Source organism: Kitasatospora sp. CB02891 (assembly GCF_002803145.1).
Lineage (GTDB): Bacteria > Actinomycetota > Actinomycetes > Streptomycetales > Streptomycetaceae > Kitasatospora > Kitasatospora griseola.
Genome location: NZ_NNBO01000002.1, coordinates 266,899 through 293,310 on the forward strand (window position 1 = coordinate 266,899; position 26,412 = coordinate 293,310).

Sequence of the window (26,412 nt, forward strand, 5' to 3'; positions counted from 1 at the left end):
GGAGCGTTCCGTGAAACCTCGCACCACCGCGCTCGGGCGCGCATCCGCCGCATTCGTCGCGGCGTCCGCCCTCCTGCTCGGCGCCCTCGCCCCCGCCGCGTCCGCCGCGACCGTCCCCACTGCGGCCGGCCCGACCGCGGCGCCCGTCCTCACCGGCCCGCAGCTCGCCGCCTCCTGGACCGGTCCGCTGTCCACCCGGGGCCGGTACGTCGTCGACGCGAACGGCGAGCGGTTCAAGCTCAAGTCCGGCAACTGGGCCGGTGCGCAGGGTACTTGGCAGGGCAGCGGCGACGTCCGCGACCCGGCGAACCACCAGGCCAGGCAGCTGTCGAACAACATCCCGCTGGGTCTGGACCGGACGCCGATCGCCCGGATCCTGGCCGACTTCCACACCATGGGCCTGAACAGCATCCGGCTGCCGTTCGCCAACGCGCTCGTCCACGACACCGCGGCCGTCCCGGACTCCGCCGTCGCCGCCAACCCGCAGCTCAGGGGCAGGACGCCGTTGCAGGTGATGGACGCCGTGGTCGCGGCCCTGACCGCGGACGGCTTCGCGGTGATCCTCAACAACCACACCACCAGCTACCGGTTCTGCTGCGGCCTGGACGGCAACGAACGCTGGAACAGCGGACAGTCCACCCAGCAGTGGATCGACGACTGGGTGTTCCTGGCCCAGCGGTACCGGGACGACAAGCGGGTGGTCGGCGCCGACCTGCGCAACGAGGTCCGCCGCGACACCTGGAACGACGCCAACTGGGGCTGGGGCGACGACCACGACCTCAACCAGGCGCTGGAGGACGCCGGCAACCGGATCCTGCAGACCGATCCCGACCTGCTGATCGTCATGGAAGGCATCAACTGGCAGGGCATCCCCACCGACGTGACCCCGCACTGGCGTCCGACGCTCACCCCCGTCGCCACCCTGTCCAACACCCTGATCCGCTCCGACAAACTCGTCTACTCCGCGCACTTCTACGGCTACACCGGCCCCCGGCACACCGGCGCCACCGGCACCGGCGAGACCCACGACCCGCGCTACGAGGAGCTCACCCCCGACCAGCTCGCCCAGGCGGTCGACGACGAGGCGCTGTTCGTGACCCGCACCGGCCAGCACTTCACCGCACCGGTGTGGATCAGCGAGTTCGGCGCCGCCGGCCGCGGCCCCGTCGACGCCCGCGAACGCGCCTGGTTCGACACTTTCACCGACCTCCTGGTGCGGAACGACACCGACTTCGCGATCTGGCCGCTGGTCGGCTGGAGCGACTCCGCCGGCACGCCGCAGGACAACTGGGCGATGGTCAACTACACGGCGAACGGCGCCCGGCTCGGCGTCATGGACCCCGGCGACTGGCGCGCCGCCGACTGGAGCAAACTGATCGACGCCCCCGCCCGCAGCGGGCCGGTCGCCGACGGCCCGCGCTGGAACATGCTCAACCTCGACCACTACGACGCCAACACCTCCGCCACCATGCTGGCCGGGCCCGACTGGTCACCCGGCAACCGCAAGGGCAACTGCCCCGACACCCAGCGACTGGTCGGCCTCGGCCGCAGCGACAGCCGCGGCCTGTGCACCGACGCCGGCCGGCCCGCCAAGGGGGCCGGCGCCTGGACGACCGTCACCGACGAGCGCTACGTCACCCACGGCGACTGGGCGAGCGGCTACAACAAGCTCCAGTGCCCGGACAACGCCTTCGCCGTCGGCTACAGCGTCAACCGCAACGCGATGTCCGCGCTGCTGTGCGCGCCCTCCGCCGCCGCGCTGCCGCTGACCGGGCGCAACGTGTGGTTCGACGGCGGCGACAACCGGCCCGCCACCGGGGGCTCGGCCGCCAGCGACTGGGCGCCCGGCTACTACAAGGGCCAGTGCGCCGACAACGAGTACCTGGCGGGCGTCGCCTACACCTGGAAGTGGAACCACGGCGGCGTGCCCGACGCGCTGCTGTGCCGCCCGCTGAACTGATCCGTCGGTCTCAGTGCGGGAGCGCCGTCGGGAGGCGCATCCGGAGCAGCGAACCCCCGTGCGGGGCGGGGGAGATGCTGAGGTCGCCGGCGTGGGCGTCGAGGACGGCGCGGACGATGGCCAGGCCCAGGCCGGTGCCCGACAGGCCGGTGGCGGGGGAGTGGGCGAAGCCGACGCCGGTGTCCTCGACGTCGAGTTCGGCGCCGTGGCCGGCGGTGCGGCAGCGCAGCGTGATGGCGTCGCCGGGGGCGGTGTACTTGACCGCGTTCTCCACCAGCGCGTCGAGGGCGGCCTCCAGTCGGGACTCGTCGCCCTCGACGCGCACGGCGGGCGCGTCCAGGTGCCAGCGGCGGTCGGTGGCGGGCCGCCAGCGCTGGACGGTGCGGTGCACCAGCACGTCGAGGTCGACCGGGCCGAGTTCGGGCGCGGCGGGGTGGTAGGCGTCCGCCAGGACCAGCAGCCGGCCGGACAGCCGGGCGAGCCGGTCGAGTTCGTCGAGCACCACGTCGAGGTCCTCCCGCCCGGCCCCGGCGGGCAGTTCGCCCTGCACCAGCTCCGCGTAGCAGCGGGCCACGGTGATCGGGGTGCGCATCTCGTGGGAGCAGGTGCGGACGAACAGCTCCTTGTCCTGCTGGGCACGGCGCTCCCGTTCGGCGGCGGCCCGGACCTCGGCGAGGGCCGCGGCCCGGCGGCGCACGTGCCAGGCCATGGCGAGGAACACCAGGGCCATCAGCGGTACTTCGGCGAGTTCGTCCCAGCCGAGCAGGCCGTGCGCGGCGTACGCGGCCATGGTGCCGCCGGTGACCAGGGTGACGGCGGTGAGCACCACGGCCGTCCGGCGGGTCGACCAGGCCTGGAAGCCGTAGACGATGGACATGCTGATCCACACCAGGTGGAACGCCACCGTCTCCAGGTGGGGCGCGACGAACAGCACCAGCTGGGTGCCGGCCACGAGCAGCACCCAGCCCGCGAAGAGCGCGCGGTCGCGTACGCCGCGGTCAGCAGGCACTGAACGCGTATCCGACGTTGCGCACCGTCTCGATGATCGGCCGCGGAGCCTTGCCGCGGATCCGACGGACCGTCACGTCGACCACGTTGCTGGCCAGGTCGTCGCTGCAGCCCCAGACGCCGGCCAGCAGTTCGTGCCGGCTGCACACCTGTCCGGCCTGCCGCATCAGGTGGCCGAGCAGCATGAACTCCCGGTGGGAGAGCGGGATCTGCCGCCCGTCGATGCCGAGCGCCTGCCGTTCCAGGTCGAGTGCGACGTCCCCGACGCGCAGCCACCGCTGGGGCGCGCCGACGGGGGCGGTGCGCAGCCGGGAGCGGACGCGTTCGACCAGTTCGGCGGTGGCGAACGGCTTGCCGAGGAAGTCCACGGCGCCGAGTCGCAGGCAGCGCACCCGGGTGGCGACGTCCACCACGGCGGACAGCACCAGCACCCGCTGCTCGGGGCGGAGTTCGAAGGTCTGGCGCATCACCTCGAAGCCGTCGAAGCCGGGCAGCATCAGGTCGAGCACGACCAGGTCGTACGGGTCCTCGCGCAGGCGGTGGACGGCCTCCGGGCCGGAGCCCGCGCCCTGGACGAGGTGGCCGTCCGCGCTCAGCGTGCGGGTCAGGTAGGCCCGCAGCCGGGTCTCGTCCTCGACGACCAGCAGTCGCGCCATGCTCGGTGCTGCCCCTCCCGCCCTCCGGACGCCGATCACGCCCAAGTTGCGGACGATTATCGCACTTTGTGTGCGGTCTGCGGAGCTGATGTGCCGTCATGACGTCCTCATGACAAGACTGTCATCTTCCCCGGCCCGTCCGCGGGCCGTCCGCACACTGGGGGCCGCATCCGCCGCAGCTCGTGGCCGGCCGGCGGCACGGCCGTCCACACCCCCGTGGCACCCGCCGTCATCCGCCGCGCCGGAAGGGACGGACCCGCGCGACGGCGGCCGGGTGCCGACAGGGAGGAGAAACGGCGTGTTCACGCGCCAGACAACGAGGCCGCCGCGCCGCACGCGGCGGGCCCTCACCGCGATGGCCGGCGTCTGGGCAGTGGTGGCGGCAGCCCTGCTCGGACTGCCGCCGGCGCAGCCCCAACCGGCGGCCGCGGCCCCGGCCGGCCCGACCGACGCGACCAAGGTCCCGCACTACTTCGGCCCCTGGCCGAACTGGGCGAACAGCCCGCTGACGGTCTCCCGCGCCAAGGTCTCGATCACCGGCAGCGCCACCACCGCCCAGGTCGGCAACCCGCTGACCGCCCGCGCCTACGCCACCGACTACGCGACCCCCAAGGGCCGACTCGGGCCGGTGTTCGTCGTTCTGACCAGCACTCCGCTGCCCACCGGCACCCTGAAGGGCTTCCGCAGCTGGAACCAGACCGACCCCGGCGGCAGCCCCACCGGCTCCGAGGGCGGCCTGTTCCACGGCTACGTGCTGCGCCCGACCGGCACTGCCGACCAGTACACGGTGGTCGCCGACAGCGGACCGCGCACGGTGCCCGCGTCGGCGGCCCCCGGCGGCGAGGTCGCCGCGTACGACATGCCGGACACGCCCGTCCAGGCCGGTGACCTGATCGCCTTCTACGGCGAGGGCGTCCCCGTCGACACCGGCGTGGCGCACCCGGCCGACACCCTGGTGTACCCGGCCGGGGCGGACAGCAGCACCAGCCCGCCGACCGGAGTCGCCCCCGTCAAGGACGCCACCGTCACCGTCGGCGCGCCCGGCTGGGAGCGCTACGCCGTCCAGGACCGGACGTACTCCTTCGGCGCGCAGGTCGCCCTGGCCGCCGGCGGCAGCGGCGCGGAGGCCACCGCCACCGTGGACCCGCGCACCGGCGGCATCGCGAGCATCGAGGTGACCACGCCCGGCCACGGCTACGTCGAGGGCGCGACCACCGTCACCGTCGAGGGCGGCACCACGGCGGCCACCGCCACCGCCGCCGTCCAGCAGACCCGCAGCGTCGTCGACTACCGGGTCGGCGCGGGCGGCAGCGGCTACGGCGGCTTCGCGGTCGCCGTCACCGGCGGCGGCGGGAGCGGTGCCGCGGCCACCGCCTCCGGCGGCGTGGCGGCCGTGAACGTCACCGACAGCGGCGCGGGCTACACCATGCCGACCGTCGACTTCGACCTGCCCGCCCAGCCGGACGGCACGGTGGCCAAGGGCCACGTCGACCCGGCCGACCTCACCCCGTCCGGCGGCGTCGCCAAGGTGACCGTGGACGACCCCGGCAGCGGCTACACCGCCGCGCCCGGCGTCACCGTCCGCAACGGCACGCTGGCCGACCCGATCCCCGGCGCGACCCCGGCGGCCGCCGTCAGCGGCCTGAAGCTGCTCGCGCTCACCGTCGACACGCCCGGCACCGGCTACGCCTCGACGCCCGACGTCACCGTCACCGACCCCACCGGCAACGGCGGTTCGGGGGCCGCGGCGAGCGCCGTGACCAACCTGGGCGCGATCAGTTCGGTCACCGTCACCAGCCCGGGCGCCGGCTACCTGACGCCCGGCATCAAGAAGTTCCAGGACCGGCTGCCGACCACCTGCAACCCCGGCGCGAACGGCGCCGGCTGCCCGGACGTGCAGCAACTCGCGGACCCGAGCACCGACCCGGCGGCGAAGTTCATCCCCGAGGCGGTGCCCGAGACCGTCACCACCAGCGGCAAGCAGGCCGACCAGTACGTCATCGGCCTGGTGCAGTACCGCACCCGGTTCTCCTCCGACCTGCCGCCCACCCTGGTGCGCGGCTACGTCCAGCTCTCCACGGACGCGGTGCCCGGCCGCAAGGTCCCGCTGTACAACGAGCTGATGGACGGCACCCGGCAGCAACTGCCGTACACCGGCGTCGCCGCGCCGCAGTGGATGGGGCCGCTGATCGCCGCCACCAAGGACCGGCCGGTGCGGATCGTGTTCCGCAACCTGCTGCCCACCGGCGCGGCCGGCGACCTGTTCCTGCCCGTCGACAGCACCGGGATGGGCGCCGGCATGGGCCCGATGACGATGCCCGCGCCCGGCAACAGCTCCACCGTCACCGACGAGGTCCGCAACCCGGCCTGCACCGACGCCAAGCCGGGCTGCTACACCGACAACCGCGCCACCCTGCACCTGCACGGCGGCATCACCCCGTGGATCAGCGACGGCACCCCGCACCAGTGGATCACCCCCGCGGGCGAGCACACCGACTGGCCGCAGGGCGTCGGCGTCCAGAACGTGCCCGACATGGTGGACCCCGGCGGAGCGACGCTGTGCGCCGCCGTCGACGACGGCTGCTCGACGTTCTACTACTCGAACCAGCAGAGCGCGCGGCTGATGTTCTACCACGACCACTCCTACGGCATCACCCGGCTGAACGTGTACGCGGGCGAGGCCGCCGGCTACACCATCACCGACGACACCGAGAAGGCCCTGATCAGCAGCGGCACCATTCCCGACGCCGCGTCGACGCTGCCCCTGCTCGTCCAGGACCGCACCTTCGTCCCCGACGACTCCCAGCTCAAGGACCAGCTGGACGCGGGCGGCGACCGGGTCTCCTACGGCCAGGACCCGACCTGGGACGCCAAGCGCTGGGGCGGGAAGGGCAGCTTCTGGTACCACCACGTCTACATGCCGGCGCAGAACCCCGGCGACCCCAGCGGCATGAGCTCCTACGGCCGCTGGATGTACGGGCCGTGGTTCTGGCCGCCGGCCGGCGACACCACGTACGGGCCGATCCCCAACCCCTACCACGACCCGCACTGCAAGCTCGACGACCCGACGACCTGGCAGTACCAGGCGGCTCCCTACTGCGAGCCCGAGCAGATCCCCGGCACCCCCAACATCTCCATGGGCATGGAGCAGTTCAACGACACGCCCCTGGTCAACGGCGTCGCCTACCCGAAGACCACCGTCCAGCCGAAGACCTACCGGCTGAAGATGCTCAACGCCGCCAACGACCGGTTCTTCAACTTCCAGTGGTACACCGCCGACCCGAAGCAGGGCGACGGAACCACCGAAGTCGCCCTGAAGCCAGATGAGTTGAAGGCCGCGCAGACCGACCCCAACGTGTCGCCCACCCCCGTCGACGCCAACAACGGCGCCGCCGGGCCGAGTTGGATCCAGATCGCCAACGAGGGCGGCTTCCTGCCCGCCCCCGCCGTCATCGACGGACAGCAGCCGACCACCTGGATCACCGACCCGACCCGCTTCGACGTCGGCAACGTCGACAAGCACTCACTGACCCTCGCCCCCGCCGAACGGGCCGACGTGCTGGTCGACTTCTCGAAGTTCGCGGGCAAGACGCTGATCCTCTACAACGACGCGCCCGCCGCCTACCCCGCCCGGATCGCCTCCTACGACTACTACACCGGAGCCCCCGACCTCGCCCCCGCCGGGGCGCCGAAGATCATGCCCGGCTACGGCCCCAACACCCGCACCGTCATGCAGGTGACCGTCGCCGACACGACCCCCGCCCCCGCGTTCAACCTGTCGAAGCTCCAGGCCGCGTTCCGCCACCACGCGGACGGCTCCGGCGCCTTCGAATCCGGCCAGAATCCGGTGATCGTCGGACAGGCCGCGTACAACTCGGCCTACGGCACCAGCTTCGCGGCCGGCAGCAACTGCAACACCGCCAACACCGCGGTCAAGACCTGCGACGGACTGGTCCGGGTCAACGACACCACGGCGTTCAACTTCAACACCCTCAAGGCGCCGAACGCGAAGAGCACCCTGACGCTGCAACCCAAGGCCATCCACGACGAGATGAACGCCACCAGCTTCGACGCCTACGGCCGGATGCAGGCCACCCTCGGCGTCGAGGCCCAACCGCCCACCCCGGGCGCCCAGAACGTCACCCTCTACCCCTACATCAACCCGCAGACCGAACTGATCGACGGCACCGCGCTGCCGAGAGCGGACGCGAAAGTCACCCCGATCGGCTCGACCGCCGACGGCACCCAGATCTGGCGGTTCACCCACAACGGGGTGGACACCCACCCGATGCACTTCCACCTCTACGACGTCCAAGTGCTCAACCGGGTCACCTGGGACAACATCATCCTGCGGCCGGACGCCAACGAACTCGGCTGGAAGGACACCGTGCGGATGAGCCCACTGGAGGACACCATCGTCGCGCTGCGCCCGGTGGTGCCCACCACGCCCTTCGAAGTGCCCAACTCGGTGAGGCTGTTGGACCCGGCGATGCCGGCCGGCGACACCTCGATGTTCAACAACGTCGACCCGCAGGGCAACGGGACCGCGCCGATCACCAACCAGCTGGTCAACTTCGGCTGGGAGTACGTCATCCACTGCCACATCCTCAGCCACGAGGAGATGGACATGATGCGGCCCGAATCACTGGTCCTGCCCCCGGCCAAGGCCGACGGGCTGACCGCCTCGGTGATCGGCCAGGGCGGCAACGCCAGGGTGCAACTGCGCTGGCGGGACAACTCGATCAACGAGACCTCGTTCACCGTCCAACGCTCCACGGACGGCACGACCTGGACCGACGTCGGGACGATCGCCGCGCCGCTGGACCAGCCCAACATCCACCAGGACCGCACCTTCGTCGACATGACCTCCTCGACGACGACCCCGTACACCTACCGGGTGGTCGCGCTCAACACCGCCGGCTACGGCGGGCAGTTCCCCAGCATGACCGCAAAGTCCGTCTCCGACCCGCTCCAGGTTCCGGCGGCGGTCAGCCCCAACGGGCGGATCCCCGCCTGAGCAACCGACCCGGGAGGGCGGGCGGTCGACGCCCTCCCGGGTCAGCGGATCTCGTTCTCCGGGTGCTCCAGGTCGTAGGCGTGCCGGGCCTCCGCGATCGCCGCGCGATGGGCCAGCGACCAGTCGGCGAGCGCCTTCACCAGATGGGTCAGACCCGCGCCGGTTCCCGTCAGCCGGTAGTCCACCTGCGCCGGGACGGTCGGGTAGACCGTGCGCAGCACCAGGCCGTCGCGCTCCAGACGGCGGACGGTGAGGGTCAGCATGCGCTGCGAGATGCCCTCGACGGCGCGTTGAAGCTCCCTGAACCTCCTTGGCCCGCCCGCGAGTTCGACGACCACCAGGACGGACCACTTGTCGCCGATCCGGTCCAGCACGTCCCGGATCCCGCAGTCCGGATGGTCCTGCCGCCCGCACGGTTCGAGCTCGGCGGGGGTGGCGGGGGTGGTTACCTCCGTGTGCGTCAGTGACATCGAACTGCCTCCTTGTGGGCGCTCGTCGCGCGGGCCGAGGATCAACCGTAGTGACTGGTTACCGAAGAGAACCAGCGCCCGACGGCGCGAAAGGCTGTGACCGATCATGATTCTGGTGACCGGAGCGAACGGAAACCTCGGCGGGGCCACCCTCGCCGCGCTGCGCCTGGCCGGCATACCGGCGCAGGGCGGCAGCCGCACCCCCGCCGGGGGCGTGCGACACCTCGACTTCGACGACCCCGCCACGCTGGACCTGCGCGGCGTCGCCACCCTGCTGCTGATCTCCGCCGGCTACGCGGAGGACGACGTCGTCCTCGCCCGGCACGCCGCCGTCCTCGACGCGGCCGCCCGCGACGGCGTCGGCCACGTCGTCTACACCAGCCTCACCACTGCCGGCGACCACCTCGCCTTCGCGGCCGCGCACCGCGCCACCGAACGGCTGATCCGCGACAGCGGCCTGCCCTGGACGATCCTGCGCAACGGCCTCTACGCCGAACTCTTCGGCGGCCTGCTCACCTGGACCTCCGACGGCCTGGAATCCCCCTTCGGCGACGGCGCCCTCGCCGCCGTCGCCCGCGCCGACCTCGCCGAGGCCGCCGCCACCGTCGTCGCCGACCCCACCCCCCATACCGGGCTCGTCCACGACCTCGTCGGCACCCCGATCACGGCGACCCAGGTCGCCACCGCCCTCGCTGTCCCCCACCGCACGCTCGACCTCACCACCTACCGCGACCGCCTCCTGAACGCCACCCCGGGCCTGCTCCCCTTCCAGCCCCCGATGCTCAGCTCCATCGCCGCCGCCGTCCGCCACGACTTCCTGTCGGCCGCCGGCCCCGACCTCCCGAACCTCCTCGGCCGCCCACTGACGGACCCCCTGGCCGTTGCAGCCGCCGCCTCGGCGTCGCGCCGAGCCGCGGGCGGGCGCGAACCCGGGGGCGCGGGGAACGGCGCGAAGGGGAACGGGACTTCGGGAAGCTCCGGAGCCCCGCAGTAGCCGGACCCTGGCTCGGGCCCATCCGGAAGGGCTCGCACCCGCTCGCGAAAATGGTTTCACCGGGCAGCCCCGCGGCAGCGATGATTCGGGCGATGTGCGAACCCCGGGCAGGCCGGGGGGCACGGTTCGAACGCCACCGCCGTCCGCCACGACTTCCTGTCGGCCGCCGGCCCCGACCTCCCGAACCTCCTCGGCCGCCCACTGACGGACCCCCTGGCCGTTGCAGCCGCCGCCTCGGCGTCGCGCCGAGCCGCGGGTGGGCGCGAACCCGGGGGCGCGGGGAACGGCGCGAAGGGGAACGGGACTTCGGGAAGCTCCGGAGCCCCGCAGTAGCCGGACCCTGGCTCGGGCCCATCCGGAGGGCGGACGCCCCGAGCGGGGCCGGCCACGTGCGACCGGTCGTCGGAGAACGGATGCCGCGGAGGTGTTCGTCCCCCTTCGCGCCGTTCCCCGCGCTGCCGGGTGCGCACCTGCGTGCGGGCCGGCCGCCCCGGGGCGTTCGGTCAGCTGTCGAAGCCCAGGCCGAAGCGGTCGAGGGTGCGCAGCCACAGGTTGCGGTGCCCGGCGTTGGCGTCGGCCCGGGTGAGGGCCCACTGGGTGATGCCGATGCCGACCGAGCGGACCGGCTCCGGCGGGAACGGCAGCGGCTTGCGGCGGACCATCTCCAGCTCGGTGCGTTCGGTGCGCTCCCCGGCGAGCAGGTCGAGCATCACCTCGGCGCCGAACCGGGTGGCGCCGACGCCGAGCCCGGTGAAGCCGGCGGCGTAGGCGACCTTCCCGCGGTGGGACAGGTCGAAGAAGGCCGAGAACCGGGTGCAGGTGTCGATCGCGCCGCCCCAGGCGTGGGTGAAGCGCAGGCCCGCCAGCTGCGGGAAGGTCCGGAAGAAGTGCCGGGCGAGGGTGGCGAAGGTCTCCGGCCGCTGGTCGCGTTCGGCGCTGACCCGGCCGCGGTACTGGTGGACGACGTCGTAGCCGCCGAACAGGATCCGGTTGTCGGCGGACAGTCGCACGTAGTGGAAGTGGTTGGCGCTGTCGGCCCAGCCCTGCCGGTTCTGCCAGCCGACGGAGGCGAGTTGGGCGTCCGTCAGCGGCTCGGTCATCAACGCGTAGTCGTAGACCGGGACGGTGTACGGCCGGTGGCGGCGCAGCAGCGACGGGAAGGCGTTGGTGGCGAGCGCGGTGCGGCGGGCGGCGATCCGGCCGTAGGGGGTGCGGACGGCCAGGCCGCCGGGGGTCTCGGCGAGGGCGGTGGCGGGCGTGTGCTCGTGGATGCGGACGCCGAGGTCGAGGCAGGCGCGCTTGAGGCCCCAGGCGAGGCGGGCCGGGTCGAGCATGGCGACGCCGTCGCGGTCCCAGAGGCCGCCGAGGAACGTGGGGGAGTCGACCTCGGCGCGCACGGCGTCCTGGTCGAGGACGTCGAGGTGGCTGCCGTAGCGGGCCGCGAGCTTGGCGAACTCCCGTAGTTCGTCCACCTGGTGGGGCTCGGTGGCGATGCTGAGGGAGCCGCTGCGCCGCCAGTCGCAGTCGATGCCGTGGCGGCGGACGGTCTCCTGCATGGCGTCGAGGTTGGCCTGTCCGAGGCGTTCCAGGGCGGCGAGTTCGCCGGGCCAGCGCTGGTGGCCGTTGGCCAGGCCGTGGGTGAGGCTGGCCTCGCAGAAGCCGCCGTTGCGTCCGGAGGCGGCCCAGCCGGCCTCGCGGGCCTCGATCAGCAGCACGTCCAGTGACGGGTCGCGCTCCTTGGCGATCAGCGCGGTCCACAGTCCGCTGTAGCCGCCGCCGACCACCAGCAGGTCGCAGCGGGTCTGGCCGACCAGGGCGGGCTCGGCCTCGGGCCGGTCGGGGGAGTCCAGCCAGAACGGTACGGGCTGGGCGTCCCGGAGGGCGTGGACGGGGTCGGCCATGGCGGGGCTCCTTCGGCGGTGCACGGGGGATTCCGGGCCCCGGAGCGGGGTTGCGGGACCCGGATGCCGTCATCAGACCGGTCCCCCTCGGCCAACGTCAATGGCGTTGACATAAGCGCGCCCGGGAGGCGCCTTCGGGCGGACCGACTACGCCGCCACCGCGATGACCGGGACGATCCCCGCTCCGCTCACCGCCCGACCGGACGGTGACCCGGCCTGCCCCGCTCCGCCCGCCGCCCGACCGGACGGTGACCCGGCCCAGCCCGGCCCAGCCCGGCCCGGCCCGCCCCGCCCACCGCCCGACCGGACGGTGGCCCGGCCCGTCGTGCCGCCGCCCGCCGAGCGGAGGGCTCGACGGGCGGCGGGGGCAGCGGTGCGGACGGTCATCTGCTGGGGTGCGACTTCGCCCATGCGGGGGAGACGAAGGCGACCAGCGCGACCGCGAAGCCGAGCTGGAGCAGATGGCGGATCCAGTCGATGCCGGAGGTGTGCCGGACGCCGATCCAGCCGGCAACCGCGTTGCCCAGCCAGGCGCCGGCCGCGCCGAGCAGCATGGTCAGCCACCACGGGATGGCCTGCGGTCCGCGCAGGATCAGCTTGGCCAGCACACCCAGCACGAAGCCGATCAGCAGAATCCAGAGGAGTTGGAACATCGAATCCCAGCCTTTCCGGTAGGGCGCCGGCCGATCGGCGGCGGGCCTCGGAGCGAGCCCCGGCAGTGCGGTCGGACGCGGACCGTCGGAGGGCGGTCCACACGCGCCATGGTCGCGCGCCGGGCGCGGCCCGGCATCTCGGCGAAAGCCCCGGCCAGGTGGTTTGCAGAGGCCGTCGTGCGGGTAGCCGCGCACGCGGTCGGGGGCCGGTGATTGCCCCGGGACGGCCTGTGGTGGGATAAACGACTGAACGGGCGTCAGGTTCGACGGGGGAGCAGACACGACATGACAGGTTTCGGCGTCACGCTGAGCGAGCTCGCGAAGATCCAGAAGGACTTCCAGGCGATTCAGCAGCGAATGAACGAGATGACCCAGCAGACCGGCCGGATCAAGGGCGTGATCGGCAAGGCGGTCGCCACCGACCTGGCCGCCGGAGCGCTCGGCAACATCATCGGCTTCGGCGCCGTGGTGGCCCAGGTCCGCGAGCAGGTGAACGCGATCAACGAGCAGGTCGCGGCGCTGGAGGCGACCAAGGCGAAGCTCACCAAGGAACTCGCCCAGGACACCCAGAAGATCGGCACCGTGATCAAGCGGTACCAGGAGGCGGAGAAGCACGCCCACGACATCGTCACCAAGCCCACCCCCTCCAAGCCGCAGCCGAAGAGCCCCGGCAAGGGCGGCGAGCACACGCCGACCGGCAAGCCCGCCGAGAAGAAGCCCAGCACGCCGCAGCCGAAGAGCCCGAACAAGCCCGGCGGCCACGGCGGCGGCGGAGGCGACCACGGCGGGGGCGGCGGCGACCACGGTGGCGGCAGCGACCCGAAGATCGAGATCTCGCACGCCGGAGCGATCAAGACCAGCGAGGTCACGTACGGCGGCAAGGGCAAGTTCAAGAGCGGCGAGGCCGCCTGCCGCGACTACATCGCGCAGGCGCTGGACGCGATGGGCATCACCGACCCGGCGGCCCGCGAGGCGTGGACCAAGGGCATGCTGACCATCGCCAAGCGCGAGTCGACGTACAACGCGGCCGGTTCGCAGGTGAACCTGTGGGACACCAACGCGCACGGCGCGAAGCAGGCCGACGGCGCGCCGCTGAACAGCTCACGCGGCGGCTGGCAGACCATCCCGCCCACCTTCGCGGCGTACCACGTCAAGGGCACCTCCACCGACATCTACGACCCGGTGGCGAACGTGGCGGCGTCGATGAACTACATCCAGAGCCGGTACCACGTCTCGGCGGACGGCCACGACCTGGCGTCCAAGGTGCAGCAGGCCGACCCGAACCGTCCGGCCCGCGGCTACTGATCCGCCCGCGATCCGCCTGCCGCCGCCGCCCGTCCACCGGTCGGCGGCGGCAGGCGGGAGCGGCCGGCACCACCGTCCAGCGACTTCGAACCCGGGGATCCACGTGCGCCCGCTCCGCCTCGCCGCCACCGCCGCGGCCTGCCTGTCCGCCGTCCTCGTCCTGACCGCCTGCGACCCCGACGGGACGGGCGGGAGCGACACCGCGAAGACGAGCGCCGCGGCGCCCGCCGGGAGTGCGACGCCGTCGAACGCCGCCCCGGAGTCCGGCAGCCCGAAGCCCGGCCGGAGCGCGCCCGCCGGCGGCGGGAAGGCCTCGACGGTGCCGGCGGCGGCCTGGATCGGCGCCCAGCAGGTGCCGCTGAACGCGGCGCTGCACTGGACGGCGCCCGCCTCCTCGGCGAAGAGCCTGGGCGCCGAGGGCCGGTTCCGGATCGAGCAGCTCTGCCACGGAAAGCGCTCCGACGACTGGGCGAACACCGTGCCCGGCGTGGACACCGCCTCGCTGGGCGGCGCCGAGGGCGACTGGAAGGCCGACCAGAGCATCGCGACCTTCGGCGACGCCGCGAAGAGCAGCGCCGCCGCGCAGTCCGCGTTCGGCCTGCTCGGGGCGCTCAAGGACGAGGTGCGCAATTGCGCCACCACCGTTCCCGGGGCCAAGGCCGAGATCACCGGCGACGACAGCGAGTTCCTGGTGGCGACCGTGACGCTGCCGCAGTCCGGCGGCGGCACGGTGCAGGTGCACGAGTACCTGACCACCTCCGGCGGCGCAGTCGTCGAGCTCACCCTGCAGGCGGAGGTCGCCAAGGGCGGCCACCCGAAGACCGCCTGGTCCGCGCCCGCCGACAGTGCCGTGCTGAGCGCGCTCGCCAAGCCGGTCTGCACCGCCTACCAGGACTGCTGACAAGCACCGGCGCCCCGCGCCGAGAGCCGGCCACCCCCTCCGGGGAGGCCGGCCCTTGGCCTGTTCCCGGTCAGGATTTTGCCCGCGCACCCCTCCGATACCTCTCACCCAGAGCTAACCTCGAAAGTGTGGACGACACCGAGGAGTTCTCCGCCCTGCTGGTCGGCATCCAGCGGCTGATCCGCCGCCGACTGCGCTCCGGCCTGGAGCACCCGCCGCTGCGCGGCGCCCAGGTCGAACTGCTGCGACTGGTCCAGGACACCCCCGGCCTGCGCGTCTCGGACGCCGCAGAGGAACTGTTCCTGGCCGGCAACTCGGTCTCCACTCTGGTCAACCAGCTGGTCGGACAGGGCCTGCTGCGCCGCGAGACCGACCCCGCCGACCGGCGCGCCGCACTGCTGTACCCCACCGAGGAGGCCGCCCGACGGCTGGCCGACTGGCGGGCCCGGCGCACCGCACTGGTCGGCGAGGTACTGGCCGAACTCCCCGCCGACCAGCGGACCGCACTCACGCAGGCGATGCCGGCGCTGCGCACCGTCGCGGCCGGGCTGCGCACCAGGGCGAACGACCGGAAGGTGGCTCCATGAGCGACCAAGTGGCGGTCGAATGCCGGGAGTTGGTGTACACCTTCGAACGCGGCCGGAAGAAGGGCGGCGGCGCCAGGGCGGTGGACGGCATCGACCTGACGGTCCGGGCCGGAGAGGTCTTCGGGCTGCTCGGGCCGAACGGCGCGGGCAAGACCACCACCATCCGGGCCATCACCACCCTGCTGCCCACCGCGCGCGGCATGGTCGCCGTGTTCGGCCACGACTGCAGCGCCGAGCCCGTCGCGGTGCGCCGCCTGCTCGGCTACGTGCCCCAGCAGCTGTCCGCCGACGCCGGGTTGACGGGCCGGGAGAACGTCGAACTGTTCGCCCGGGTCTTCGACGTCCCGCGCGCCGAGCGGGCCGAACGGGTCGTCCAGGCGCTGGCCGCCGTCGACCTCACCGAGGCCGCCGACCGGATGGCCGCCACCTACTCCGGCGGCATGGTGCGCCGGCTCGAACTCGCCCAGGCGCTGGTCAGCGCCCCCCGGCTGCTGGTGCTGGACGAGCCGACCATCGGCCTCGACCCGATCGCCCGGGCCGGCGTCTGGGAACGGGTGGACGCGGTGCGCCGGGCCACCGGCATGACGGTCCTCGTCACCACCCACTACATGGACGAGGCGGACCGCCACTGCGACCGGGTCGCCCTGATGGACCGCGGTCGGATCCGCGCCCTCGGCACCCCCGAGGAGCTGAAGGCCCGGGTCCGCGCCGAGGATCCGGCGCAGGCCGAACCCACCCTGGACGACGTGTTCCGGCACTTCTCGGGCCGCACGCTGGCCGACGCCAAGGAAGGAGACTTCGGAGATGTCCGCCGCACCCGCCGAACCGCAAGTCGCGTCGGCTGAACCGGACTTCGGGCTCCTGCTGGTGCCGCCGAAGGCCCGGACCGGCTGGCGGGTGGTGCCCGCCCGGGTGGTCGCGATGTGCACCGTCGAGCTCCAGAAGCTCCGGCACGACCGCACCGAGCTGTACACCCGGGCGGTCCAGCCCGCGCTCTGGCTGCTGATCTTCGGCGAGACCTTCACCCGGCTGAAGGCGATCCCGACCGGAGGCATCCCGTACCTCGACTTCCTGGCGCCCGGGATCATCGCCCAGTCCGCGATGTTCATCGCGATCTTCTACGGCATCATGATCATCTGGGAGCGCGACTCCGGGGTGCTCACCAAACTGCTGGTCACCCCCACCCCGCGGGCCGCACTGGTCACCGGCAAGGCGTTCGCCGCCGGGGTCAAGGCGGTCGTCCAGGCCGCCGTGGTGGTGGTGCTGGCCGCCGTGCTCGGCGTCGGCATGACCGCAAACCCGCTGCGGCTGCTGGGAGTTGCCGTCGTGGTCATCCTCGGCTCGGCATTCTTCTCCTGCCTGTCGATGACCATCGCCGGGATCGTCCTCACCCGGGACCGGCTGATGGGCATCGGCCAGGCCATCACCATGCCGCTCTTCTTCGGCTCCAACGCCCTCTACCCCGTCGACCTGATGCCCGGCTGGCTCCAGGCCGTCAGCCGCGCCAACCCCCTCAGCTACCAGGTCGACGCCCTGCGCGGCCTGCTCATCGGCACCCCCTCCCACCTCGCCCTGGACTTCGGCGTCCTGGCCCTCGCCACCACCGCCGGCATCGCCGCCGCCTCCGCCCTCCTCGGCCGCCTGGCCCGCTGACCTGCGGACACGGGAAAGGGCTGTGCGCCGCCCTCGCGAAAGGCGGCGCACAGCGGATCGATGTGGTGGCCCCGGCCGACCGGGGAAGCGTCGGCCGGGGTTCGGGTCAGCGCTGGCGGGTGGTGGTCCAGCCGGACCAGGAGCCGTTGCTGTTGCGGTGGTCGTACAGGCGGGTGCCGTTCATGCCGATGCAGGTGACGTTGAACTGCCAGCCGTTGACGTCCCAGACGTCCACGGAGTGGTTGCCGGGATCCTTGCAGTGGCCGTTGTTGAGGAGCTTCCAGCCGCTGAGGCCGGAGCTGGAGCTCCACTGGGTGTAGACGCCGTGGTCGGTGCCGATGACGAAGACCTGCCAGTACCCGTTGGGGAGCTTGATCTTGACGTTGCTGTTGCAGTAGAACGTCCCGCCCCACGGGCTGGCGTAGTGGCACCAGCCGCCGGTGCTGGTCTCGGTGACGACGTCGCCCGGGTCCGCTTCCGCGGCGGAGGCCGGCCCGGCCGCGCCCAGCAGGGAGAGCGACAGGCCGATGGTCGCGGCGGCGGCGCCGGCCCACTTGCGCAGGGACCCGGTCCTGGTGATCTGTCCGTTGGAGGTCATGGCCAGAACCATAGGAATCCGGGTGGGTGCCAGGAGTCGCCCAGCGGGTTGAAACACGGTGTACAACCGAAACGGTAGGCCGAAGAACCGTCCACCGCCCGGTGTATCCGCCCACCCCGCCTTCCGGCGGGTTGCCACGGTGTCGCCGCAGGTCGGGCGGGGCTCAGCCGATGCTGAACCGGTCGGTGGTGCCGAAGACTTCGGTCCTGTCCTGGTCGCAGCCGGAGCCGACCGGGTCGAACAGGGTGGAGCGGCTGACCGCCTTGCCGATGCCGCTGCCGTCGGTGACGGTGCCCGTGCTGACGGTGCGGAAGCGGATCACGTTGCCGCCGGCGTCCTTGGTCGTCGTCACCTTGTCGTAGGTGACGGTGGTGCTGTCGCCGGAGTCCCAGACGTAGGTGACGGTCTCGGTGCCGGACGCCGGGAACGGGTCGGTGCAGCTCGCCGTCCACTGGACGGGCGTGTTCTGGTTCAGGGTGCTCTTGGCGCTGCCCGAGCAGCCGCTGTAGCTGGTCCGGTGGGTGGCCGTGACGGTGCGTCCGTCGGTGGAGGGGGCCGGGACGAACACCCAGCTCTCGATCTGCTGGACGCCGCCGCCGGTGGTGGCGCACTGGACGGCGAAGTCCGGGTTCGGCGCGGCGACGGGGCGGGTCGCCGTCGGGCCGGCGGGGTCCGCGGTCGCGGCGGTCGGGAGGAAGGCGGCGGCAGTGGCCGCCAGGGCGGTGAGTGCGATGCTGGTTCGGCGTTCCATTCGGGGTGGCTCCGTCCGTCCGGGGAAGTGGGGTGCGGCGCAAGCGGGTTGGCGGTGGCGGGGCGAGCAGGGGTCAGGCCGCCGGCCGTGCCCGGAGGCAGGGCCGGCGGCCTGGGCTCACGTCGCCGGTGTCGTCAAGTGCTTACGACAGGTCGAAGGCGCCGCCGCCGACGGCCACGCCGACCGGGCAGACCAGGCGGACGCGGAAGAGGCCGGAGAACGCGACGGTGGAGACGTAGCGGTTGCCGTCCGAGCAGTCGACGAACGGCTGCCAGAGCGGGCCGTTGCAGGTCTCCAGGAAGGAAGCTCCGCTGAACACGAAGTTGCCGCAGGCGAGATTCAGCGGCGCGATGCTCGTGACCGTCCCGTCGGCGTGGATGGCCGGCTTGTTGGTCGGCTTCGCCAGCGTGATCGCCGGGGTCTGGACGTCCGCGGCGGCGTCGGCCGCCGGCACGACCGCGGTCTGGGCCGCGGGCTGGGCGGCCGGTGCGGTGTCCGCGTAGGCGGCGGAGCCGACCGCGCCGAGGGCCGTGAACGCGAGGGCCGACGCAACGCCGATGGTGCCGAGCATCTTTCCGAATGCCATGTCTTTCCACTTTCACTGGGATGTGACTGAGAGTGATTGGTTTGACAGGGGGCGCCCACCTGCAGATCCCCGTCCGACCGGGGCGAGACCCACGCTAGGTCAGCTGTCGAGGGGACGCGCGGTGAGATCGGCGAAATAAATCCGTGCACGTCCGATTGGCTCTGGCGGGGGCGTGCGGCGGGGCCGCCGCGCCCCGGCCGGGTGACCCTCGGACGGCGGCGGTACCGTGGCCTTCATGTGTGCGACAAGGGAGTTGACGGACGACGAGGGATGCGCGGTACGGCTCGGGGAGGTGCGTCGGATCGTCTCGCTGGTCCCCTCGCTCACCGAGGCAGTGGCCGCCACCGCGCCCGGCCTGCTGGTCGGCGCCACCGACTGGTGCACCCACCCCGCCGAGCTGGACGTGCCCCGGATCGGCGGCACCAAGAACCCGGACGTGCCGCGGATCGTCACGCTCCGTCCCGATCTGGTGATCGCCAACGAGGAGGAGAACCGCGCCCCCGACCTCGCCGCGCTGCGGGCGGCCGGCCTGGCCGTGTGGACGACCCGGATCCGCGACCTCGACCAGGCGCTCTACTCGCTGCGCCGCCTGCTAACCGAAGTCTGCCAACTGCCGGAGCCCGCCTGGCTGTCGGCGGCGCAGCAAGCCTGGGGGAGGGTGCCGGACCCGGCGGCGGGAGTGCGGGCGGTGGTGCCGATCTGGCGGCGGCCGTGGATGGTGCTCGGTGCGGACACCTTCGCCGCCGACCTGCTCCGGCGCCTCGGCGTCACCGTCGTGACCGCCGGCCACCCGGGCCGGTACCCCCGCATCCCGCTCCCCGAACTCCTCGACGCCGGAGCCGAGTTGCTGGCGCTCCCGGACGAGCCGTACCGCTTCACCGCCGCCGACGGCCCGGAGGCGTTCCCCGGCCTCCCGTACGCGCTGCTGAGCGGCCGCCATCTCACCTGGTACGGGCCCTCGCTGGCCGAGGCGCCCGCCGTCCTCGCCGCCCAGCTCGCCGCCGCGGAAACCTCGGGCCGGTGAGGTGGCGATGCCGGTGATGTAGAGATCCGGCCGACGGCCTCGACCGTCGGGCGAACGGCGCCCGTGAGCGCCGCAGTCGAGAACCGGGAAGGCGGCACGCCATGCAGCAGCTCGTCCAGCAGTCCATTGACCAACTGGTGGAGTCCGGCGAGGAGTTGGGCATCCAGGTCGCGGTTTACCGGCGCGGCGAGAAGGCGGTGGACGCGGTGGCGGGCGTCGCCGACCCGGCCACCGGCCGTCCGGTCGCCTCGGACACCCCGTTCTTCAGCGCCTCCACCGGCAAGGGCGTCACGGCGACCGTGGTGCACGTCCTCGCGGAGCGCGGCGCCCTCGACTACGACACGCCGATCGTGGAACTCTGGCCGGAGTTCGGCGCCCACGGCAAGGAGAAGGCGACCCTCCGGCACGCGCTGACCCACTCGATCGGCGTGCCCGCCGTCCCCGCCCGCCTCACGGCGCCGGACCTGGCCGACTGGGACGGCATGTGCGCCCTGATCGCCGACTCCGAGCCCTGGTGGGAGCCCGGAACCCGCACCGGCTACCACGCGGTGACCTGAGAATACGTGCTGGGCGAAGTGGTCCGCCGGGCCACCGGCCGACCGATCTCGCAGGTGCTCCGGGAAGAGGTGGCGGCGCCGCTGGGCATCGCCGACGAGCTGTACTTCGGCGTCCCCGCCTCCGCGCTCGGCCGGCTCGCCCGACTTGAGGACGCCCCCGGCAGCGCCGGGACGACGGCGGCCATGCCCGCCGACCTCCCCCTGTTCAAGGCCACCCCGCCCGCCCTCACCCCCAGCGCGGCCTACGGCAACGACTCTGTGGTGCTCACCGCCGACATCCCCTCCGGCGGCACCATGTCCGCCCGCGCGGCGGCCCGGATGTACGCCGCGCTGCTCACCGAGGTGGACGGCGTCCGCCTGCTCCCCGAAGCGCGCCTGCGCGAGATCACCGCACTCGCCACCGCCGAGACCGACCAGATGGTCGGCTTCCCCACTCCCCGCGCCCTCGGCTACAACCTGGGCCGCCCCGGCGCCGACCCCGGGCGGACCCCGACCGTCTTCGGCATGCCCGGCATGGGCGGCAGCGCGGCCTGGGCCGACCTGGCCACCGGGCTCTCCTTCGCCCTCACCAGGAACCGCTTCTCCCCCGGCCCCGCAACGGCGGTCGACCGCATCGGCGCCCTGGTCGCCGAAGCCGCAAGGGAATGACGCCCGGGCGCGGGGGAGCGCAGCCGGGGGCGGGGAACTCCGCGAAGGGTTGACGCACCGCACCGCAGGATCGCGACGCAGGCGATGACCCGCACGCGGGCGGATCCGAGCACGTGCCGGCCCGTCGGTGGAAGGGGCCCGCGCCGGCCGTATCTCCTTCGCCCCAGCGGCCGGTTGCCGCCGGCAGGCTTCGCTGCCGCGGCCCGCCGCCGATGGGCTCCGGGACGAGTCGCACCGAGTCGGCCGTGGCAGCCGGACCGGCCACGAGTCCGCCACGCCCATCCGTGCCGCGCGAGCCGACGCAGCCGGTCGCTCACGACCGGGACGGCCAGGGAAGCCGTGCGGGGAACGGCTGCGGCGCCCGGCGGCAGACACGGCCGTCCGACGGTCCGGGCCTTCGCTCGTCGAAGTCTCCCGAAAGTCTCCCGTCAGCGGCGGGACTTCGGGGCCCGGGTGAAGACGCAGTCGCCGCAGAGTCCGCCCGACGGGGTGCGGTAGTAGAGGCAACAGGAGGTGCGGCGGAAGGCGAGGGGAGCGGGGGGCGGGGTGGGGGTGCCGGTGGGGGCGAGGGCGGGGGAGGCGAGGAGGGCGCGGGCCAGGGCAGTGGCGGGAGTGCGGAGGGATGGGACGGTGGCTAGTCGGCGGGCGGCGCCGACCAGCGCGGAGGCGGCGTTGCCCGCGAGGAGGCCGGGCGCGAGTGGGGTGAGGGCGCGGACGGCATCGGCGAGGGGGTGCAGGTGGCGGTCCATCACCAGGGCGTGGAGCGCGGCCGGGGCGGCTTCGGGCCCGAGCGGGCCGGGCAGCCAGAGGTCGAACGGGCCCTCGGGCGGGAGGGCGAACCGGGCGGCGTCCAGGTCGGGGAGGCGTCCGGTGGTGACGGCGGCGCCGAGGGCGACCGACCAGAGGCGGGCGGCCAGGCCCAGGTGGGCGGTGGAGGCGGCGACGCGGGTCTCGTCCGTGCCCAGCAGCCGGGCCACCTCGGCGATCCGGGCCGCCAACGGGCCGTCCGGGGCGGACAGTTCGCGCAGCGGCCGGAACCCGGCGGGCGGGTCGCCGGCGAGGGTCGCGAAGTACGGGCCCAGGGCGGACAGCGGCGGGGGGACGGTCATGGCGCGGAGTGTAGTCGGGCCGTTCGGGAGGACCGGATTCCGCTGGCTTCCGGCGGCCCCGCCGCCTATCGTCGCGAGCTGAGGGACTTTCGGCGCGGAGGAGGAACGACGAATGCGGTACCGGCAGTTGGGGCGCAGCGGGGTCGAGGTGTCGGAGGTCGGCTTCGGGGCGTGGGGGATCGGCGCGTCGGGCTGGATCGGGGCGCGGGAGGACGAGTCGCTGGCGGCGTTGCACCGGGCGATCGACCTGGGGGTGAACTTCATCGACACCGCCCGCGGGTACGGCGAGAGCGAGCGGCTGGTGGGCAAGGTGGTGCGGGAGCGCGCCGCGGCCGGGCAGCAGGTGCGGGTGGCCACCAAGGTGCCGCCGCTGAACCGGCAGTGGCCGGCCCGTCCGGGGGTGGACCCGGCGGAGACCTTCCCGGGGGCGCACATCCGGGAGAGCGTGCAGACCTCGCTGCGGGCCAGCGGGCTGGAGCGGTTCGACCTGGTGCAGTTCCACGTCTGGCACGACGAGTGGATGGGCCGCGGCGACTGGCTGGAGACCGTCACCGAGCTCAAGGAGGAGGGGCTGATCGGCCTGTTCGGCGTCTCCATCAACGACCACGAGCCGCACAGCGCCGTGGAGTTGGTGCGCAGCGGCGCGGTGGACGCGGTGCAGGTGATCTTCAACGTCTTCGACCAGTCGCCGCTGGACGAGCTGTTCCCGGCCTGCCAGGAGCACGGCGTCGGGGTGATCGTCCGGGTCGCGTTGGACGAGGGCGGGCTGACCGGTCGGCTGACGCCCGACACGGTGTTCCCGGACGGCGACTTCCGGCAGCGCTACTTCCGCGGCGACCGGCTGGCGGAGGTCGAGCGCCGGGCCGCCGCGATCGCCGCGGACCTGGGCATCGGGGCGGACGGGCTGGCGGAGGCGGCGCTGCGGTTCGTGCTGAGCGAGCCCGCGGTGTCCACCGTGATCCCCGGCATGCGCTCGGTGCGCAACGTCGAGCGCAACGCCGCGGTCGGTGACGGAGTGCCGCTCGGCGAGGCCGAGTTGAAGGTGCTGGCCGGACACCGCTGGGACCGGAACTTCTACTCCTGAGCCGTCCGGGATCGCGTGGGGTGCGTGCGGTTGTCGGGGTTCGGTGGCAGGGTGGGGCGCATGTGCGGTCGCTTCGTCTCCACCACCGAGCCCGGTGACCTGGTCGCCCTGCTCGACGTCGCGCGTTGGAACCCCACCGAGGCGCTCGCGCCGAGCTGGAACGTCGCGCCGACCGACCCGATCCCGGCGGTGCTGGAACGGGTCGACCACGACACCGGCGAGGTGGTGCGCCAGCTGCGGACGCTGCGCTGGGGCCTGGTGCCGTCCTGGGCGAAGGACCGTTCCGGCGCGGCCCGGCTGATCAACGCCCGCTCGGAGACCGTCGACCAGAAGCCCTCGTTCCGCAAGGCGTTCGCCGCCCGGCGCTGCGTGATCCCCGCCGACGGCTACTACGAGTGGCGGCCCGTCCCGGCGGGCGACGGCCGCAAGGCGTACAAGCAGCCGTACTTCCTGAGCACCGGCGAGCTGATGCTGATGGCCGGGCTGTACGAATTCTGGCGGGACGCGAGCCTGCCGGAGGACGACCCGGCGGCCTGGCTGGCGACGGCGACCATCCTGACCACCGACGCCACCGACAGCGCGGGGCGGGTGCACGACCGGATGCCGCTCACCATCACCCGCCAGGACGTGGACAGTTGGCTCGACCCGGCGCACAGCGACCGGGCCGACCTGCACCACCTGCTGCACCGCCCCGCCGACGGCGACATCCTGGTCCGGGCGGTGCCCACGGCCGTCAACCGGGTCGCCGAGAACGGCCCGCAGCTGCTCGCCGAGGCCCCCGACCCACTGGGGATCGCGGACTGACGCGCCGTCGGCCTCAGTCCGTGTCGCCCGAGTTGTTCTGGTGGCGGCGCTGCTCGATCGCCCGGCGACGCGCGGCCCGCCGGGTCACCTCGCCCGCGCCGAGCGTCGCCCGCGACACGGCACGGACCCACGCGGGCCCGCCGCGCTCGGCCCACACCACGCAGCCGCAGCCGCCCACCACCAGCAGCAGTACGACCACCAGCAACACGCCGATCATGGCTTCCCCTTCCGCGAACCTGCCTTGATCATCGCAGGAAGGGGCGGCGTCACGCGCGACCCAGGCCGAGCCGGACGGCGCGTTCCACCGGCGAGTACGCCCCGTCCGCGCGCTCCAGCACCAGGTCGGCGGTGGACAGCAGCGCCGGCTGGGCGAGGAAGCGCGGCTCGGTGCCGTGGTGCGGCTGCGCGGCGTGGATCAGGAACGGGTGGCACAGGTACACGTCCCCCGCCCGTCCGGTGGCGAGGGCGGTCTCCCGCTCGGGGCTGTCGAGCACTCCGGCCCGGTCGAGTTCGGCGCAGAACGCGAACATCTCCACGCCCTTGTCCCCGGCCGGCTCCAGCAGGCGCGGCAGGTCCAGGTGCGAGCCGACCTTGATCCGGGTCGGCGCGTTCGCCTCGTCCACGTCGGACAGCAGGAACAGCATCAGCAGCGACCGGCCGCGTGAGACCAGGTTGAGCCAGTAGCCCTGTTCGCCGTCCGGGGTGAAGCTCGCGTCCATGTGCCAGCCGGCGTCGCCCGGGTCGTCCGGGTGCGGGAAGCGGATCGGGAAGGTGCCCAGCCACGGCTGCGGCGTCCAGCGGCCCGCGCCGACCAGTTGGTCGAACGCGCCGTGCAGGCGCTCGGTGGTCGCGGCCCGCCGGAACGGCTCCTGCCCGAACCCCCCCAGGCGCACCACCGGCTGCGTCCAGCCTGCCGGGTCGGCCGGGTCGAGGCCCATCTCCTGCCACAGGAACTCCCGGCACTCGGCGGCCAGTTCGGGCGAGAACGCACCCTCCAGGCGGACGAAGCCGTCCGTGACGAAACGTTCGATCTGCTGCTCGGAAAGGACACTCATGGGAGCGGATTCTCGACCGGTCCACGCGGTGCCGCAAATGAATTACCGCCCACCGGGCCGGACTTGACGGACCGGCGCCCGGCGCGCTTCGGTGGGGACCATATGACCACGCCTGCCCCGCACACCGGCCCCGCGTTCGACGCCCTCCAGGGCCTGTCCGTCGGCGACGCCCTCGGCGCCCAGTTCTTCGTCCCCGCCACCGCCCGCGCCCACTTCGCCGCCGGCACCGTCCCGCCCGGCCCCTGGCCGTGGACCGACGACACCGAGATGGCCTGCTCGGTGTACGCCGCGCAGACCGAGCGCGGCGCCATCGACAGCTACGACCTCACCCACGCCTTCGCGTACCGCCACGACTTCGACCGCGGCTACGGGCCCGCCGCGAACCGCCTGCTGCGGCTGATCCGGGAGGGCGGCGACGCCCGCCGACTGGCGGCCGAACTCTTCGACGGCCAGGGCTCGTTCGGCAACGGCGCGGCCATGCGGGTGGCCCCGCTGGGCGCCGCGTACGCCGAGGACCCGGCCGCCGTCGTCCGGCCGGCCGCCGACACCGCCGTGATCACCCACACCCACCCGGACGCGGTGGACGGCGCGATCGCGGTGGCCGTCGCCGCCGCCCACGCGGTGCGCTGCCGCACCGAGCCGCTCACCGCGGAGCACTTCCTGTCCGCCTGGGCGTTCCCCGCCCCCGGCGGCATCCCCGCGCCGCTGCCGCACCTCACCCGGATGCGGCTGCCCCGGCCCCACCCCGTCCCGGAGGCGATGCACTTCCCCGAGGAGCAGTGGAACCGCTACCGGGCCGGCCACCGGGCGGCGCGCTGGGTGGCTCGGGCCGAAGCGGGCGTCCTGCACTTGCACTTCGCCGTCTCCGGGGACGAGGTCGCCGCCATCCGCGTCGTCCCGTCCGGCAGTGGGCAACGGGCCGTCGGCGCCGAGGTCGAGTCGCACCCGTCCCACTGCGACGGCGCCCGGCGGCCCGGCGCACTGCTGGCCACCGTCGTGGAGGAACTGGAGGGCCGGCTCCAGACCCGCGGGCCCGGCCGGGCCCTGGTGACGGTCCGTCGGCGCGCCGGATAGGGTGACGGTGCAGGCAG

23 protein-coding genes and 1 pseudogene are annotated in these 26,412 nt (G+C 73.3%); 13 read left to right on the forward strand and 11 right to left on the reverse strand.

The features are described from left to right. Positions 1-10: 10 nt before the first annotated feature. Positions 11-1,960, forward strand: a complete 1,950-nt coding sequence (locus CG736_RS06580; protein ID WP_100585218.1) for a glycoside hydrolase family 5 protein — start codon at positions 11-13, stop codon at positions 1,958-1,960. Positions 1,961-1,970: 10 nt separating this feature from the next. On the opposite strand, the gene CG736_RS06585 is transcribed toward CG736_RS06580, so the two are convergent. Both CG736_RS06585 and CG736_RS06590 read right to left on the reverse strand, forming a co-directional pair. Then, a complete protein-coding gene (locus tag CG736_RS06585) occupies positions 1,971-2,969 on the reverse strand; it encodes a sensor histidine kinase KdpD (RefSeq protein WP_100585219.1) in 999 nt (332 codons plus the stop codon). Continuing rightward, on the reverse strand, positions 2,959-3,624 hold the full coding sequence (locus tag CG736_RS06590; protein WP_043908309.1) for a response regulator transcription factor: 666 nt from the start codon (positions 3,622-3,624) through the stop codon (positions 2,959-2,961). The genes CG736_RS06585 and CG736_RS06590 overlap by 11 nt, the downstream gene beginning before the upstream one ends. A gap of 298 nt (positions 3,625-3,922) precedes the next feature. On the opposite strand from CG736_RS06590, the gene CG736_RS06595 reads away from it, so the two are divergent. Next, complete coding sequence (locus CG736_RS06595) at positions 3,923-8,641, forward strand: multicopper oxidase domain-containing protein (RefSeq protein ID WP_198520382.1); 4,719 nt, start codon at positions 3,923-3,925, stop codon at positions 8,639-8,641. Between the two features lie 41 nt (positions 8,642-8,682). On the opposite strand, the gene CG736_RS06600 is transcribed toward CG736_RS06595, so the two are convergent. Continuing rightward, complete coding sequence (locus CG736_RS06600) at positions 8,683-9,111, reverse strand: helix-turn-helix domain-containing protein (RefSeq protein WP_100585220.1); 429 nt, start codon at positions 9,109-9,111, stop codon at positions 8,683-8,685. A 106-nt stretch (positions 9,112-9,217) separates the two neighbouring features. Here CG736_RS06600 and CG736_RS06605 point away from each other — a divergent pair, with 106 nt between their 5' ends. Further along, a complete protein-coding gene (locus CG736_RS06605) occupies positions 9,218-10,105 on the forward strand; it encodes an NAD(P)H-binding protein (protein ID WP_100585221.1) in 888 nt (295 codons plus the stop codon). A 503-nt stretch (positions 10,106-10,608) separates the two neighbouring features. Here CG736_RS06605 and CG736_RS06610 read toward each other — a convergent pair. Both CG736_RS06610 and CG736_RS06615 read right to left on the reverse strand, forming a co-directional pair. Then, positions 10,609-12,006: an FAD-binding oxidoreductase gene (locus tag CG736_RS06610; RefSeq protein WP_100585222.1), complete on the reverse strand. Its 1,398-nt coding sequence runs from the start codon at positions 12,004-12,006 to the stop codon at positions 10,609-10,611. Between the two features lie 383 nt (positions 12,007-12,389). Beyond that, positions 12,390-12,659 carry a GlsB/YeaQ/YmgE family stress response membrane protein gene (locus CG736_RS06615; protein WP_100585223.1) on the reverse strand — a complete coding sequence of 90 codons (270 nt, stop codon included), beginning with the start codon at positions 12,657-12,659 and terminating at the stop codon, positions 12,390-12,392. 285 nt (positions 12,660-12,944) lie between these two features. Between CG736_RS06615 and CG736_RS38865 the strand changes: the two genes are divergently transcribed. The 5 genes from CG736_RS38865 (at position 12,945) to CG736_RS06640 (ending at position 17,105) form a co-directional block, all read left to right on the forward strand. Further along, entirely contained in the window at positions 12,945-13,964 is a 1,020-nt protein-coding gene (locus CG736_RS38865; protein WP_100585224.1) for a transglycosylase SLT domain-containing protein, read from the forward strand. A 103-nt stretch (positions 13,965-14,067) separates the two neighbouring features. Continuing rightward, the gene (locus CG736_RS06625) at positions 14,068-14,865 is read left to right on the forward strand and encodes a hypothetical protein (RefSeq protein ID WP_100585225.1); all 798 of its coding nucleotides are present in this window, start codon (positions 14,068-14,070) and stop codon (positions 14,863-14,865) included. A 128-nt stretch (positions 14,866-14,993) separates the two neighbouring features. Then, positions 14,994-15,452, forward strand: coding sequence for a MarR family winged helix-turn-helix transcriptional regulator (locus CG736_RS06630; protein ID WP_100585226.1), 459 nt, complete (start codon positions 14,994-14,996; stop codon positions 15,450-15,452). Beyond that, on the forward strand, positions 15,449-16,297 hold the full coding sequence (locus CG736_RS06635) for an ATP-binding cassette domain-containing protein (protein WP_100585227.1): 849 nt from the start codon (positions 15,449-15,451) through the stop codon (positions 16,295-16,297). Before CG736_RS06630 ends, CG736_RS06635 begins: the two co-directional genes overlap by 4 nt. Continuing rightward, a complete protein-coding gene (locus CG736_RS06640; RefSeq protein WP_100585228.1) occupies positions 16,257-17,105 on the forward strand; it encodes an ABC transporter permease in 849 nt (282 codons plus the stop codon). The genes CG736_RS06635 and CG736_RS06640 overlap by 41 nt, the downstream gene beginning before the upstream one ends. Positions 17,106-17,211: 106 nt before the next feature. Here the strand turns inward: CG736_RS06640 and CG736_RS06645 are convergent, their stop codons facing one another. From CG736_RS06645 to CG736_RS06655, 3 genes are all read right to left on the reverse strand, one after another. Next, positions 17,212-17,703: a hypothetical protein gene (locus tag CG736_RS06645; RefSeq protein WP_157815448.1), complete on the reverse strand. Its 492-nt coding sequence runs from the start codon at positions 17,701-17,703 to the stop codon at positions 17,212-17,214. Between the two features lie 163 nt (positions 17,704-17,866). Continuing rightward, a complete protein-coding gene (locus CG736_RS06650; RefSeq protein WP_100585230.1) occupies positions 17,867-18,454 on the reverse strand; it encodes a hypothetical protein in 588 nt (195 codons plus the stop codon). Positions 18,455-18,596: 142 nt separating this feature from the next. Next, complete coding sequence (locus CG736_RS06655) at positions 18,597-19,040, reverse strand: hypothetical protein (RefSeq protein WP_100585231.1); 444 nt, start codon at positions 19,038-19,040, stop codon at positions 18,597-18,599. 235 nt (positions 19,041-19,275) lie between these two features. On the opposite strand from CG736_RS06655, the gene CG736_RS06660 reads away from it, so the two are divergent. Beyond that, positions 19,276-20,064 carry a helical backbone metal receptor gene (locus CG736_RS06660; protein WP_232733842.1) on the forward strand — a complete coding sequence of 263 codons (789 nt, stop codon included), beginning with the start codon at positions 19,276-19,278 and terminating at the stop codon, positions 20,062-20,064. A gap of 101 nt (positions 20,065-20,165) precedes the next feature. After that, a pseudogene (locus tag CG736_RS06665) lies at positions 20,166-21,269 on the forward strand (serine hydrolase domain-containing protein). Positions 21,270-21,697: 428 nt separating this feature from the next. Here CG736_RS06665 and CG736_RS06670 read toward each other — a convergent pair. After that, complete coding sequence (locus CG736_RS06670; protein WP_100585233.1) at positions 21,698-22,378, reverse strand: (2Fe-2S)-binding protein; 681 nt, start codon at positions 22,376-22,378, stop codon at positions 21,698-21,700. Between the two features lie 112 nt (positions 22,379-22,490). Here CG736_RS06670 and CG736_RS06675 point away from each other — a divergent pair, with 112 nt between their 5' ends. Further along, entirely contained in the window at positions 22,491-23,462 is a 972-nt protein-coding gene (locus tag CG736_RS06675) for an aldo/keto reductase (RefSeq protein WP_100585234.1), read from the forward strand. A gap of 60 nt (positions 23,463-23,522) precedes the next feature. Continuing rightward, positions 23,523-24,266 carry an SOS response-associated peptidase gene (locus CG736_RS06680; protein WP_043908296.1) on the forward strand — a complete coding sequence of 248 codons (744 nt, stop codon included), beginning with the start codon at positions 23,523-23,525 and terminating at the stop codon, positions 24,264-24,266. A gap of 13 nt (positions 24,267-24,279) precedes the next feature. Here the strand turns inward: CG736_RS06680 and CG736_RS06685 are convergent, their stop codons facing one another. Both CG736_RS06685 and CG736_RS06690 read right to left on the reverse strand, forming a co-directional pair. After that, positions 24,280-24,483 carry a hypothetical protein gene (locus tag CG736_RS06685; RefSeq protein ID WP_100585235.1) on the reverse strand — a complete coding sequence of 68 codons (204 nt, stop codon included), beginning with the start codon at positions 24,481-24,483 and terminating at the stop codon, positions 24,280-24,282. A gap of 49 nt (positions 24,484-24,532) precedes the next feature. Further along, positions 24,533-25,321, reverse strand: coding sequence for a phytanoyl-CoA dioxygenase family protein (locus CG736_RS06690; protein ID WP_100585236.1), 789 nt, complete (start codon positions 25,319-25,321; stop codon positions 24,533-24,535). Between the two features lie 102 nt (positions 25,322-25,423). Between CG736_RS06690 and CG736_RS06695 the strand changes: the two genes are divergently transcribed. Continuing rightward, positions 25,424-26,395 (forward strand): ADP-ribosylglycohydrolase family protein, encoded by a 972-nt coding sequence (locus tag CG736_RS06695; RefSeq protein WP_100585237.1) that lies wholly within the window; start codon positions 25,424-25,426, stop codon positions 26,393-26,395. Positions 26,396-26,412 lie beyond the last annotated feature (17 nt).

Coding starts and splice junctions, on each gene's coding strand:
- CG736_RS06605 (WP_100585221.1), top strand. CDS start 9,218: ATGATTCTGGTGACCGGAGCGAACGGAAACCTCGGCGGGGCCACCCTC.
- CG736_RS06650 (WP_100585230.1), bottom strand. CDS start 18,454: ATGGAACGCCGAACCAGCATCGCACTCACCGCCCTGGCGGCCACTGCC.
- CG736_RS06610 (WP_100585222.1), bottom strand. CDS start 12,006: ATGGCCGACCCCGTCCACGCCCTCCGGGACGCCCAGCCCGTACCGTTC.
- CG736_RS06645 (WP_157815448.1), bottom strand. CDS start 17,703: ATGACCTCCAACGGACAGATCACCAGGACCGGGTCCCTGCGCAAGTGG.
- CG736_RS06590 (WP_043908309.1), bottom strand. CDS start 3,624: ATGGCGCGACTGCTGGTCGTCGAGGACGAGACCCGGCTGCGGGCCTAC.
- CG736_RS06635 (WP_100585227.1), top strand. CDS start 15,449: ATGAGCGACCAAGTGGCGGTCGAATGCCGGGAGTTGGTGTACACCTTC.
- CG736_RS06615 (WP_100585223.1), bottom strand. CDS start 12,659: ATGTTCCAACTCCTCTGGATTCTGCTGATCGGCTTCGTGCTGGGTGTG.
- CG736_RS06670 (WP_100585233.1), bottom strand. CDS start 22,378: ATGACCGTCCCCCCGCCGCTGTCCGCCCTGGGCCCGTACTTCGCGACC.
- CG736_RS06695 (WP_100585237.1), top strand. CDS start 25,424: ATGACCACGCCTGCCCCGCACACCGGCCCCGCGTTCGACGCCCTCCAG.
- CG736_RS06655 (WP_100585231.1), bottom strand. CDS start 19,040: ATGGCATTCGGAAAGATGCTCGGCACCATCGGCGTTGCGTCGGCCCTC.
- CG736_RS06660 (WP_232733842.1), top strand. CDS start 19,276: ATGTGTGCGACAAGGGAGTTGACGGACGACGAGGGATGCGCGGTACGG.
- CG736_RS06685 (WP_100585235.1), bottom strand. CDS start 24,483: ATGATCGGCGTGTTGCTGGTGGTCGTACTGCTGCTGGTGGTGGGCGGC.
- CG736_RS06680 (WP_043908296.1), top strand. CDS start 23,523: ATGTGCGGTCGCTTCGTCTCCACCACCGAGCCCGGTGACCTGGTCGCC.
- CG736_RS38865 (WP_100585224.1), top strand. CDS start 12,945: ATGACAGGTTTCGGCGTCACGCTGAGCGAGCTCGCGAAGATCCAGAAG.
- CG736_RS06640 (WP_100585228.1), top strand. CDS start 16,257: ATGTCCGCCGCACCCGCCGAACCGCAAGTCGCGTCGGCTGAACCGGAC.
- CG736_RS06690 (WP_100585236.1), bottom strand. CDS start 25,321: ATGAGTGTCCTTTCCGAGCAGCAGATCGAACGTTTCGTCACGGACGGC.
- CG736_RS06675 (WP_100585234.1), top strand. CDS start 22,491: ATGCGGTACCGGCAGTTGGGGCGCAGCGGGGTCGAGGTGTCGGAGGTC.
- CG736_RS06600 (WP_100585220.1), bottom strand. CDS start 9,111: ATGTCACTGACGCACACGGAGGTAACCACCCCCGCCACCCCCGCCGAG.